Genomic DNA, 12,481 nt, shown 5'->3' with positions numbered 1-12,481 from the left:
CTTATTCGGAAATCTTTCTTTCCGTCTCTTTTATTTCATCAACACTAATGTAGTAGCCGTTGTCGTATTCGAATGAACGCAGAACCATGCAGAGCAAGACTCCGATCAGTCCGACTACGCCCATCCAGTACCATTCAAAGACAAGTCCAAAGCCGGCGATACCGAAGGCAACAGACATAAAGAACGGTCTGCCTGAGTTGCTTGGCATATGGATTTTCTTGAATTTGCTTTCAGGGTATAACTCTATTTTTTCTTCTTTCATCTGATGGAACGCATCCTTAGATTTGACTTCAGGAAGCACCGCAAAGTTGTAATGCGGCGGAATCGCAGAAGAAGTCGCCCAATCAAGCGTACGTCCCACACCCCATGAATCCCCGCTGATTTCACGAGTAGAGTAGCGGAAGCTGTAGTAGATGTTATAGCAAAGGATTAAGAATCCTACACCCATCATGAAAGCTCCGACAGTTGAGATAAAGTTCAATGCAGTCCAGCCGTCATTCGGTCCGTATGTGTAAATACGGCGAGGCATGCCTTGAAGCCCCAAGAAATATTGCGGGAAGAAACATATATTGAAACCGATCATGAAGATCCAGAAGAACCATTTTCCGATTCTTTCGTTCAGCTTGTGGCCGAACATTTTTGGATACCAGAAAATAAATCCGGCGAAACAAGCAAATACAGTACCCGCGATCAGCACATAGTGGAAGTGAGATACAAGGAAGTACGTATTGTGATATTGATAATCCGCTGCTGCCATCGCAAGCATAACCCCTGTCACCCCGCCGATGACGAAGTTAGGAATGAACGCAAGCGCCCACAGCATAGGCGTTGTAAAGCTGATTCGGCCTTTATACATCGTAAAGAGCCAGTTAAAGATTTTGACCCCGGTCGGGATTGAGATGGCCATTGTCGTAATTGAGAAGAAAGAGTTAACGGACGCACTGTTCCCCATTGTGAAGAAGTGGTGAGTCCAAACTAGGAAACTCAATACGGAGATGGCGATAATAGATCCGACCATCGCTGTGTAACCAAACAATTGTTTTCTCGCAAAGCTTGCGATAATCTCAGAGAAAATACCGAACGCCGGAAGAATAACGATATATACTTCAGGATGTCCCCAAATCCAGAACAAGTTAGCCCAAAGCATCGGCATACCGCCTGCTTCCAATGTGAAAAAGTGAGCGCCGAACAAACGATCAAATGATAAAAGTGCTAAAGCTACTGTAAGCACAGGGAACGCAAACACGATAATAACCATTGTGATCAGTGTTGTCCATGTGAACATTGGCATACGCATTAATGTCATGCCTTTTGTTCTCATTTTTAAGATTGTGACCATAAAGTTGATCCCTGTCATCAGGGTACCGATACCGGCAATCTGAAGTCCGAGGAGGTAGTAGTTCTCACCCGGCCCAGGGCTCATCTCGTTACTTGCAAGCGGCATGTAACTCGTCCAGCCTGCATTCGGAGAACCTCCGATAACGAAGGAAATATTGAAAAGCATCGCCCCTACGAAGAACGTCCAGAAGCTCAGGTTGTTCAAGTAAGGGAACGCAACGTCGCGCGCACCGATTTGAAGAGGCACAACAACGTTGATAAGACCGATTAAGAACGGCATCGCCATGAAGATGATCATGATCGTACCGTGCGTTGTAAAAATCTCATTATAGTGGTTTGAGTCTAAAAAACTGTTATTCGGAAGCGCTAGCTGGGCACGCATCATCAGACCGTCGACACCGCCGCGGAATAGCATGATTACAGCAGCTATAATATACATGATTCCGAGTTTTTTATGGTCAACGGTAGTTATCCATTCAGACCAGAGCCATTTCCATTTTTTGAAGTAAGTCAGTACAAAAATGATGGCAATGGTTGAAAGCGCAATGGAAACTTGTGCGCCCAGAATTAATGGGTCACCAGTTACGAAAAATTCGTCCCATTTGAATTTCATGCGGGCTTCCTCCTTTCCTGATCAATATCATTCTTCTGTATCATCAGACTTCTTAAATTCATTTTCTTTTACGTTTTCAAACGGATCTGTTTTAGAGTGCGGTGAAACGGCTTTGTAGCCAAGGCGTTTGCGCGCCTCCATCGCGTATTCTGCGTCTTGTCCGTGATCAACGTATTTTAAGTGAGTAGAAGAGAACGTTAACTCGTCTACATTTTCAGGAAGCATCAATTGATCATACTTCTCTTTTGTCAGCTTAGGCGCCTCATCCTGAGTCTTTTTCACCCAGCTGTTAAAGTCTTCTTCTGTGACTGCATTCACATCAAACTCTTGGTCCGCAAAATGTTCACCTGTGAAGTTCGCGTTGCGGCCTTGATAAGTTCCCACTTCATCAGCCTGTAAGTATTGGTCCATCAGCATTCCCGCCATCGCGTACTTTTGTCCTCCAAGCTGAGGAATCCATAGCGAAGCCATTGAATCTGCAGATGAAATTTTGAACAAGATCGGGCGGTCTACAGGAATGTTTAAGTAGTTGACCGTTTCAATATCCTGCTCAGGGTAGCTGAATACCCATTTCCAGTCTACCGAAGTAGCATGAACAACAAGAGGCTCTTTGTCCTTTGTTGCTTCAGGAGCTTTTTCTAACGAATATATCGTCTGTACGGTTGGCACAGAAAGTGCAATGACGATTAAAATTGGGATCACTGTCCAGACTACTTCTAAGAACGTGTTACCGTGAATTTCTGGGTTATAAGATCCATTATCTTTGCCTTTACGGTCGCGGTATTTTACTAAAATAATGGTAAATAGAACAAAGACGACCCCGACAATAAACAGCATAAATCCGATAGATAACAGGATTAAATCAGTTTGCTGTTGAGCTACAGGCCCTTTCGGATCTAGTACTGAGGCATTGCTGCATCCCCCAAGGACGAAAACCACAGTTAACAACGCTAATACAAGCAACGGTTTTAATGCTCTGAACAAGAAGATCACCATCCTTCCTATTGATGTAATAAATCTGAGTGCATACTTCCTCAAAATCTTTTCTCTACTTTGTTATGCTATCAAAAAGTTCACTTATTAGCTTTATTTTTTTCTAAACTTCATCCCATTTTCGCTTAAATGTCATAAAATCGACAAAAATCGCTCCAACTTTATTCACATCTATCGCTTAAGATGAAAAGTTTCTAGTTATTTCTGCATATAAGTAAGAAAAGATGATGAAAAACTAATTCTGACAAATAAAGGTTTACCACAATAAAAAACTTAGGTCAATCAAAAATTTCATTTTGTTAAACTTTCTAGTTAGGAATTAATTTTTCCTTGTCTAGCAGCTTTTCACACGATTACCATTTTAACGCACGGATTTTTGAAAGAAAAGGCTTAATCATTCGGCGATATGCTCTGAACTGTTCCCATTTATTAAGAGAGCATCCAATGGTTTAGCTTATACCAAACAGAGGTATGTTATAAGCAAATAAATTCAAAATAGGATGTGTTGCACGATGAGTTTTATCATTTCACTTATTGTCGCTATTATTATCGGATGGCTTGGCAGCCTGTTTGTGAAAGGAGATATGCCAGGAGGAATTATCGGGTCTATGATCGCGGGTCTTATCGGCGCCTGGATCGGACACGGACTGCTTGGCACATGGGGGCCGAACCTAGCCGGATTTGCCATTATCCCAGCGGTGATCGGCGCTGCCATTGTTGTATTCCTAGTAAGCCTGTTAGCAAGAAAAAGAGGATAAGAGTGACAGCGCCCAAAGCGTCAGTGCTTTGGGCGTTTGTTCTGCGATAAAATTGAAAAAGCCTCAACCCTAGCGGTTGAGGCTTTTGACTGGTTTCACGCCTAAATGATCAATAAACCTTTTGAAGGCCTGTTTTCCTTCCGGAGTTTGTTTAAATACACCGGCGTGTTCAAGAATCCGAGCGAATACATGTCCAAGCTCTTCTTTTATCACTTGATCGGCATTCTCTCTTGTTATCGTTCTTTTTTCCATCAGCCGAAGCGCCCAGTCTTTATGCTTTGCTGAGAGCGGATTTTGTTCTAAGGCTGTTTGCGGATCAGCAGAGCATAGCGCCGCTGCCGTTTCTTTCATCTCTTCCTGTAAACGGCCCGGCAATATCGCCAATCCCATGACTTCAATCAGGCCGATATTTTCTTTTTTAATATGGTGGACGTCCTGATGAGGATGAAAGATTCCTAACGGATGCTCCTCATCCGTCCGGTTGTTTCTGAGCACGATATCGAGTTCGTACAAGCCACCCCTGCGCCGCGCGATCGGCGTAACCGTATTATGGGGCGTACTGTCTGTATAAGCGGCTATGCCAGCTTTTTCATCTGAATACGTTTGCCATGTGCGGAATATATGATCAGCGGCTCCAACGACATGATCCGGTTTGTCTCCTTGGAGCCTGAGAACCGACATCGGCCACTTCACTAAGCCCAACGACACACCGGGATGATCATGTAATTCATATACATCCTCCGCTTCCGCACGCGCCATCGGAAAATCGTGTGCCCCCCCTTGGAAATGGTCATGGCTCAGGATGCTGCCGCCGACAATCGGCAGATCCGCATTTGATCCGATAAAGTAATGCGGATATTGCCCGAGAAATGACAGCAGCCTTTCAAATGTTTTTCTGCTGATCTCCATCGGTTCATGTTCACCCTTTAAGACGATGCAATGCTCGGGATAATAGACGTATGGCGAAAACTGCAAATACCATTCTTCGCCTTTCAGGATAACCGGAATGATTCTGTGATTTTGGCGGGCTGGATGATTCACGCTGCCCTCAAATCCGACATTTTCTTTACACAGCAAACACATCGGGTAATTCGTCTGCGTTTGCTCTTTTGCAGCGGCAATCGCTTTTGGGTCTTTTTCAGGCTTTGATAGATTAATGGTCATTTCCAGTTCGCCGTATTCGGTCGGCACCGTCCAATGCACATTTTTGGCGATCCTGTCAGACCGGATATAGTAGACATCCTCTGAATATTGATAGAATTCCTTTGTCGCCTGTTTTGGGCCGTATAATGCTTTTGTCTCTTCAAACTTGCGAATGACCTCGGATGGAGCAGGTACGAAACATCCCATCAGCTTGGCGCTGAGCAAGTCGCGGTACGTGTCTGTATCCGCTTCCATTCGGCCGGTTTCCTCCGCCCATTTGTAAATGGGAGCAAGCAAGTCCGGCAGGCTTTCGGCCTCCTTGATGCATGTGCGGGAGACCTGCTCGGGTTGTTTGATGTCCAACGCTTCATATAGGCGGTTTCTCGTATATTCCCGATCCCAGATCGAAATCAGTTTTCGTTCCAGGCCATACTCTAGCAGCCGTTCCAGATGTTCAATGATACTCATGTGTCACTCCCCCTTTAGTTCTCTCGCTCCCTCTCCGATATCAGCGACATAAAATTCCGCTTTGAGACCTGTTTTTTCTTGATACCTGTCGCCAACCTTTTGGATAAAACCATCAACAAACGCATCCTTTACAATGCTGATGGTGCAGCCTCCGAAGCCCGCTCCCGTCATTCTTGATCCGATGACTCCTTCGTGGTCCCACGCCGCAAACACAAGCTCATCAAGTTCAGGGCAAGTCACTTCATAATCATCCTTCAATGAAAGGTGGGATTCCTTCATTAACCGCCCGATTTCATCTACATTGTTTTCTTTGAACATCTCGGCCGTCTTGATGGCCCGGTGATTTTCATATACGGCGTGCTTTGCCCGGCGTCTGTTCGTTTCATTTCGAATCAGGCTGGAATGCGCGTCGAATTCAGCGGGCTTGATGTCGCCCAGCGAGGCAATATCAAGCGCTTTTTGCAGATCAATCAACGCATCATTGCACTCTTGACGTCTCGTATTATAGCTTGAGTCTGCCAATGTCCTTTTTTTGTTCGTGTTCGCAATGACAAGCGCGAGGCCTGAGACATCGAGTTTGCTATATTCATAATCCAGCGTGTCGCAGTTCAGCAGCATCGCATGATGTTTTTTGCCCATTCCGATTGCGAATTGGTCCATGATTCCGCAATTGACACCGATAAATGTGTTTTCCGCATGCTGCGCCATTTTTACAAGCTCAAGCGCCTCCACTTCAGGTTGAAAATAGCTTTGAAGCACGACTCCCATCAGCAGCTCAATCGAAGCGGAGGACGAGAGCCCTGCCCCGTTTGGGATATTTCCTGAAAACACGATGTCAAAGCCATGGGGAATTGAATAGCCCCTTTGCTGAAATTCATAAATGACGCCTTTCGGGTAGTTGGCCCAGTCGTCTTCTTTTTGATAGCGGATGTCGTCAAGGCGGCATTCCTTGATGCCTGCCTCTTTGAAGTTGTCAGAATACATCCGGACAAGGCCGTCATTTCTTTCTGCTACAACAGCATATGTACCCATTGTCAGCGCGCATGGAAACACATGCCCGCCGTTATAATCTGTATGCTCCCCAATCAGATTCACTCTTCCAGGTGCGAAAAAAAACCGTATCCCCTCTTTTTCTCCGAATACACTTGCATATATCCCCTTTAGCTCTTCCTGCATGTGCAATCACCTTTCATGGTTTTATTTTTTTATTTCCCCTTACTTTTTAAGTGAAACAATGCCCCTGTCACACGCCTTCTTCTTTTGCCTTTTTAAAGACGAGCCATTTGCTTGCAGCATAGTTGACGACAACAATGACCGCGTTATCGAGTATTTTGGCCAAGGTTTCATTTGTATTGAACTGGCCGACAAGAATGATCATCATGCCTAAATCAATGCCGAGAGACAGAACCCGAACGCTGAAAAAAGCTGTGAGCTCCTTCAGCAAGCTCTGCAGGTCATGTGTTTTTTGCTGAAACACATATAATTTATTCGTGATGTATGCAAACAGCACGGAAAAAATCCAAGCGGCGACAGTGGCGGCTTTATAATCGATATTCATGATCTCTACCAATATATAAAAGCTGGCGATGTTCACAATGGTGGTGAAAATCCCCATAATGATATACATAATCATTTCTCTATACTTCATTGATGTTCCTCGCTTTCTGAAAAACTTCTTAACATTTTTGGCCTCACATGTTCTCTGTCCAGAGTAAAAAAAACAGAGAGTGCGTCTAAAAAGCTGCGGAATGTGGCGGGCTGTCCCAATACATATGCTTGTTTAATGATTCCGTCAAGCACTGCACATATTATTTTAGCCGTATATCCCGGATCAATACAGGCGTCAATCAGCTTTCTCTCCTTCAGCCACTTAATATATAACACATTTTCCTCAACCCACAATTCGTACAGCCGGACATAGGCCTTGCATCTCTGAACGACTTTATACGTCGGCATATTCATGGCAAATGAGGCAATACCCCACGACGGCTTATTTATGTAATAGGAATAAAGCAGTTCTGCGGCATGTTTTGCAGCCTCGTCCAATGTCAGCGGTTTCACTGAAACCCTCTCCATTTGATCAAGATACCCGATGATGATCTTTTTTTTCATCTGGCGTTTTTCGAGAAGATGCTGCAGAAAATCCTCCTTGCTGACAAAGTGGACATAAAACGCTCCTTTGCTGTACCCGGCTGCTCTGCTGATATCCTCTACAGAAACCGGATCATACGCTCGGTCAATCAACAAGTCCAAGCCAGCGTCTATAAAACTTTCAAATGTTGCTTCTCTTTTCAATTTAAATTTGTTTTTTGTCATATTTTTCTCCAGGCGGCATGATTACCCTTATCTTACAACGGATCAATCTTTAGCGGTATTTATTTCTTTGAACGCCTATGCTATTCGGTTTCTCTGGGGTCATTTTTAATAGGCTAAATGATTTATTTTCATTTACATACTATCCAGTCAGTATTTAATTGTTTATTATTATAAATAAGATTCATTGGTTATATTAGTCATTTTTTTAGGGAATAGGTAGGTGGTTTTTCCTTCAGTTTGTGAACACCGAGCAACTATGTGTGAAATTTGTTGTACTCGCCTCATCATTGCGCCGGCTGGTGTTATTGCCCGCATGTTGCAGGAAAACATTTTATACAATTGGAGGTTACTATGAAAACTCATGTTAAAAAAGATTTGGACAAAGATTGGCATATGTTAATGCAAGAAGCTAGATCCATAGGGTTAGGCATTCATGATGTGAGGCAGTTTTTAGAATCTGAGACAGCATTGAGAGAGAACAATCACAAAAAAACCGTCCGCCAAGACTAATCCGAACAGGCGGATCTATTACCTCTGGCTTTTCTATCATCTGACCTGAGTTTTCACCATATCCTCTTATTCGAAAGCGATTGCTGCGCCGAGCTTGAGGACAAACGGTGTGTCAGCTAACATACGACAGACAGCCGGTGATGCAATCACCTCTTGGCACATGCATTGCTATTAAGAGGTGATGCGAACCTCCATAACCAGGCTCTGGTAAACAGCAGCTGCGCCGAGAACAAGCGTTATTCGGTGAGGTTTTGAAAGCAAATTCATATATACGCGGCCGAGCTGGAAAACCCTCGCTTGTCTTTCTGCCATTGCGTATACCTTCACGGCTTCCTTCTTTTTTCATCCTCCAGATATTCTTCAACGCATAAACCAGACTTTCTGTACATACCTATTGGTGTACCTTTTTGCTTACGTTTAACCACTAAAGGAGGATAGCCATGTACAAAGCTGATTACAAACAGATTGCTGCAACGCCGTCTTTCCAAGCCTTTTTAAAGCAGAAACGCGCCTTTATTGTTCCTTCTGCGATTTTCTTTTTCGTCTTTTATTTTTCACTTCCTGTTTTGACGTCTTACTTCACTTTTTTGAATGCGCCGGCCATTGGAGCTGTTTCATGGGCTTGGCTGTTTGCCATCGCCCAATTCGCCATGACCTGGATCCTGAGTACGATGTATTCCCGAAGGGCAGCCCATTTCGATCGATATGTAAGCGCTTTAAAATCGGACCTGAAGGGTGAACAGACATGAACATGACTGCTTTTCTATTATTTTTAGCCATCGTCGGCCTGACGCTTGTCATCACATATTTTGCCGCGAGGAAGACGAAAACGACGAGTGAGTTTTATACGGCTGGCGGCGGGCTCACCGGTGTTCAGAATGGACTGGCAATTGCCGGCGACTACATGTCTGCAGCTTCGTTTCTGGGGATTGCCGGAATGATTGCGTTATATGGATTTGACGGATTCTTTTACAGCATCGGTTTTTTGGTCGCTTATCTCGTAGTCTTGTACATCGTGGCGGAACCGCTACGGAATCTTGGAAAATATACGATGGCGGACATGATTGCGGCCCGTTTTAAAGAAAAGAAGATCCGCGGCGTCGCGGCGCTGAATACCATCGCCATCTCTACTTTTTATATGATCGCCCAGCTCGTGGGGGCGGGTGCGCTGATCAAACTGCTGCTTGGGCTGGATTATACCGTGGCGGTTCTCATCGTCGGGGTGCTGATGACCATTTATGTCGTGTTTGGCGGCATGATCGCGACGAGCTGGGTGCAAATCATTAAAGCCGTTTTGCTGATGGCCGGCACACTCGTGATTTCTATCATCGTGTTTTCGAAATTCGGCTTTAACCTCAATACCATGTTTGAGCAGATGAAAACGGTCACTCCGCTTGGCGCTGATTTTTTAAACCCCGGAAATAAATACAAGGTGCCGCTTGAGACTCTGTCGTTAAATTTGGCACTCGTGCTGGGAACCGCCGGCCTTCCGCACATTTTGATCCGGTTTTATACCGTTAAAGATGCTAAGACGGCCCGGACATCTGTTGTGTCAGCGACATGGATTATCGGTGTCTTTTACATTATGACGGTGTTTCTCGGTTTTGGCGCCGCTGCGTTTGTTGGTTTTGACGCGATTACGGCGGCTGATTCAGCGGGAAATATGGCGGCTCCGCTTTTGGCGAAAGCGCTCGGGGGAGATTTTCTGTTTGCATTTGTGTCAGCCATCGCCTTCGCTACCATTTTAGCTGTCGTGACAGGGTTGGTGCTGTCTGCCGCCTCGGCGTTTGCCCATGATATTTACAGCCAAATCATCAGAAAGGGAGAAGCAACTGAAAAAGAACAGATGAAAGCGGCCAGATGGGCTTCTGTCGCCGTGTCAGTGCTCTCCATTCTCCTCGCGATTTTTGCACAGTCCTTAAATGTGGCGTTCCTCGTCGCACTTGCATTTGCGGTGGCGGCAAGCGCAAACCTCCCGCTGATTGTGTTTACGGTCTTCTGGAAGAGATTCAATGCCTCAGGCGCATTATGGGGCAGCCTGACAGGCCTGATTAGCTCGCTAGTGCTCGTGTCGATGAGCCCTAGTGTGTGGGACCCGTCCGGAGGTGCTATATTGACCGGCGATCCGCTCATTCCGCTTTCTAATCCGGGCATTATTTCCATCCCGCTCGGCTTCCTTGGCGCGTGGCTTGGAACGCTCCTGTCGTCGGATAAAACAGTCGATGATGATACGTTTGCGGAAATTCAGGTGAAGGCGCATACCGGCATTCATATGGAACGGGAGTAAATGAAAACCGCTTCGGTATACAGTGTGGTTGACATTCAAAAAAGGCTGTCGAGGTACCCCTCGACAGCCTCAGCTCTCTTGTATAGAGAGCTTCCCTTACTTTTTCTGCTGTTCCTCAGAAATCACTTTTTCAAATACGTCCTTGCCGGCAGCACCCGGAATCACAGTGTCGCCAATGATAAAAGTTGGGACGGCTGTGATGTCAGCTTCTTCGTAGGCGTGCTTTAACGCTTGGCTCTGCACGTCTTGATATGTTCTGACTTCCAGCGCGGATTTGAATGAGTCTCCGTCCAGCCCAACTTCCTCGGCAAGCTTCTTCAAGATATCAATGTCTCCGATATTTTGGCCCTCTTGGAAAAACGCCTGAAAGACACGGGTATTATATTCATGTCCCTTATCGTATACCTTTGCAAAGTGAAAGCCTTCAAACGCCAGGTTTGTATAAGGATGAGGCGAGACGTTTGGAAAATTGATCTCGACTCCTAATTTGTCCGCCATTGGCTGGATGGATGTCCGCCACATGTACTGTTTGGAAGGATCATTGACCGGATCCAGCTGGGGAGATGGGCTTGGGCGCAGTTCAAATGGCATCCACTCAACGTCAACATCCTTTCCTTTTATCGCTTCTTCAAAAGCGGCTTTTCCAATGAAACAAAATGGGCAGACGTAATCTGAATAAACTTTAATGTGTACTGTCATAATACGCTCCTCTCATAATAGGTTGATTGTAAACTGTAACAATAAAAGTTACAAATATTTTTTTTAAAAAAGAAGCCGATAAAGGCTACTTTTATGATTCCAGCAAACGCTGGGCAATATATTCTCCTTTTTTGCAGCCGCCTGGGCATGCATATAATGCAGAACCGATTGTTTGCGTGTATTCGTTTAATGCGTCCTTTGCCGATAGAACCTTCAGCATGGGGATAAACTGATTGTCGGGATTTTTTTGAAAACAGATAAACAGGAGACCCGCATCCATATTGCCGGATTTCGGATCAAGTCCATCTGTGTAAGAGAAAGCTCTGCGCAATATTTGTTTTCCCGTAGACTTCGAAAGGCTGACGTGTGAATGTGGCGGGATTTGATTCAGCTTCACGGGATCTGTTTCCTTTTTCTGGCCGAAAGGCGCCCCCGAGCTTTTTATGCGCCCGAAGGTATCCTCTTGTTCCTTGAGGGAAGAGCGGTCCCATTTTTCAAGGAACATTTTGATTTTCCGAAAGGCCATATAGGTGCCGCCCGTCATCCAGTCAGGCTCACCGGACTGAATCCACACGATCGAGTTCATCAAGGTGTCATCTTTCGTGCTCTGGTTGCCTGTACCATCTTTAAACCCGAAGAGGTTTCGCGGCGTTTCTCCATTTTTTCCTCCGCTTAAAAAGCCTTTATTCACAAAGCGGACCTCACAGGTTCCGGTCGCTTGATTCAACAGATTTCTCAGCGCGTGAAACGCCACTTGTTCATCGTCCGCGCATACTTGGATGCAGATGTCTCCGCCTCCCTGCTTTTGATCAAGATTGTCATTCGGCATCGCGGGAAGAGCGGCAAGGTGCTTCGGCTTTTTGCTTTTCAGCCCGAAGCGGTCCTTTCCGTCTTTTTCAAAAAAACCAGGCCCGAATCCGAATGTAACCGTTAAGTTGGAAGGGGATAAATCAGCAGATTCACCTGTATCCTGCGGCGGCAGAGATTGATTTTTCTGCTCAGCCGACATTTTCTTTCCAGACGTCAGCATTTGTGTCAGACTTGTCCAATTTTTGAATAATGTAATGATGTCGCTCTTCTTTTTTGCTGTTACATCCAGCGCGGCAAAATAGACATACATCTGATGGGCAGTTGTGATACCGGCCTGATGGTTTCCGTAAAACGGGACAACCTGCTCCTCCTCTTGTTCATCCTTTTTTGATGACTTAGCAGCTGTTTGAACTAGCGGAGCAAGACCGCCGAGTCCGCTGGCGCCAATTGCAACTGCCGCGCCTGCCATCGCTCCCCATTTTAAAAAGTCCCTTCTCTGAATTTGTTCTGGCTTTTTTTGTTCATCGCTCATGCTGTGACAAAACT

At 45.4% G+C, this 12,481-nt stretch carries 13 protein-coding genes; 4 read left to right on the top strand and 9 right to left on the bottom strand.

From position 1 onward, the window contains the following. Position 1: 1 nt before the first annotated feature. Positions 2-1,951, bottom strand: a complete 1,950-nt coding sequence (gene qoxB / locus SC79_RS11215; protein ID WP_039075110.1) for a cytochrome aa3 quinol oxidase subunit I — start codon at positions 1,949-1,951, stop codon at positions 2-4. A gap of 27 nt (positions 1,952-1,978) precedes the next feature. After that, complete coding sequence (qoxA, locus tag SC79_RS11210; RefSeq protein ID WP_082022681.1) at positions 1,979-2,944, bottom strand: cytochrome aa3 quinol oxidase subunit II; 966 nt, start codon at positions 2,942-2,944, stop codon at positions 1,979-1,981. Positions 2,945-3,456: 512 nt separating this feature from the next. Here qoxA and SC79_RS11205 point away from each other — a divergent pair. Then, positions 3,457-3,702 (top strand): GlsB/YeaQ/YmgE family stress response membrane protein, encoded by a 246-nt coding sequence (locus SC79_RS11205; RefSeq protein ID WP_003222176.1) that lies wholly within the window; start codon positions 3,457-3,459, stop codon positions 3,700-3,702. A gap of 69 nt (positions 3,703-3,771) precedes the next feature. On the opposite strand, the gene galT is transcribed toward SC79_RS11205, so the two are convergent. The 4 genes from galT to SC79_RS11185 form a co-directional block, all read right to left on the bottom strand. Further along, positions 3,772-5,313 carry a UDP-glucose--hexose-1-phosphate uridylyltransferase gene (gene galT / locus SC79_RS11200; protein WP_039075109.1) on the bottom strand — a complete coding sequence of 514 codons (1,542 nt, stop codon included), beginning with the start codon at positions 5,311-5,313 and terminating at the stop codon, positions 3,772-3,774. A gap of 3 nt (positions 5,314-5,316) precedes the next feature. Beyond that, entirely contained in the window at positions 5,317-6,489 is a 1,173-nt protein-coding gene (locus SC79_RS11195; protein ID WP_039075108.1) for a galactokinase, read from the bottom strand. A gap of 67 nt (positions 6,490-6,556) precedes the next feature. Further along, positions 6,557-6,940, bottom strand: a complete 384-nt coding sequence (locus tag SC79_RS11190) for a GtrA family protein (protein WP_039075287.1) — start codon at positions 6,938-6,940, stop codon at positions 6,557-6,559. Between the two features lie 17 nt (positions 6,941-6,957). Next, positions 6,958-7,629, bottom strand: a complete 672-nt coding sequence (locus SC79_RS11185; protein ID WP_039075107.1) for a TetR/AcrR family transcriptional regulator — start codon at positions 7,627-7,629, stop codon at positions 6,958-6,960. Between the two features lie 351 nt (positions 7,630-7,980). On the opposite strand from SC79_RS11185, the gene slrA reads away from it, so the two are divergent. Continuing rightward, positions 7,981-8,139 carry a transcriptional regulator SlrA gene (slrA, locus tag SC79_RS11180; RefSeq protein WP_039075106.1) on the top strand — a complete coding sequence of 53 codons (159 nt, stop codon included), beginning with the start codon at positions 7,981-7,983 and terminating at the stop codon, positions 8,137-8,139. A 171-nt stretch (positions 8,140-8,310) separates the two neighbouring features. On the opposite strand, the gene SC79_RS21010 is transcribed toward slrA, so the two are convergent. Further along, entirely contained in the window at positions 8,311-8,451 is a 141-nt protein-coding gene (locus SC79_RS21010; RefSeq protein ID WP_156122670.1) for a hypothetical protein, read from the bottom strand. Positions 8,452-8,579: 128 nt separating this feature from the next. Between SC79_RS21010 and SC79_RS11175 the strand changes: the two genes are divergently transcribed. Both SC79_RS11175 and SC79_RS11170 read left to right on the top strand, forming a co-directional pair. Continuing rightward, positions 8,580-8,888, top strand: a complete 309-nt coding sequence (locus tag SC79_RS11175) for a DUF485 domain-containing protein (protein WP_039075105.1) — start codon at positions 8,580-8,582, stop codon at positions 8,886-8,888. Then, the gene (locus SC79_RS11170; protein WP_039075104.1) at positions 8,885-10,426 is read left to right on the top strand and encodes a solute symporter family protein; all 1,542 of its coding nucleotides are present in this window, start codon (positions 8,885-8,887) and stop codon (positions 10,424-10,426) included. The genes SC79_RS11175 and SC79_RS11170 overlap by 4 nt, the downstream gene beginning before the upstream one ends. Before the next feature lie 96 nt (positions 10,427-10,522). Here the strand turns inward: SC79_RS11170 and SC79_RS11165 are convergent, their stop codons facing one another. Both SC79_RS11165 and efeB read right to left on the bottom strand, forming a co-directional pair. Then, positions 10,523-11,125, bottom strand: coding sequence for a DsbA family oxidoreductase (locus SC79_RS11165; RefSeq protein WP_039075103.1), 603 nt, complete (start codon positions 11,123-11,125; stop codon positions 10,523-10,525). A 91-nt stretch (positions 11,126-11,216) separates the two neighbouring features. After that, positions 11,217-12,467: an iron uptake transporter deferrochelatase/peroxidase subunit gene (gene efeB / locus SC79_RS11160; RefSeq protein ID WP_039075102.1), complete on the bottom strand. Its 1,251-nt coding sequence runs from the start codon at positions 12,465-12,467 to the stop codon at positions 11,217-11,219. Between the last annotated feature and the right edge of the window lie 14 nt (positions 12,468-12,481).

It is taken from the genome of Bacillus sp. MSP13, assembly GCF_000815295.1.
GTDB lineage: Bacteria > Bacillota > Bacilli > Bacillales > Bacillaceae > Bacillus > Bacillus vallismortis.
Note: the sequence above shows the minus strand (reverse complement) of the source record. Positions and strands in the feature narration are given on the sequence as shown.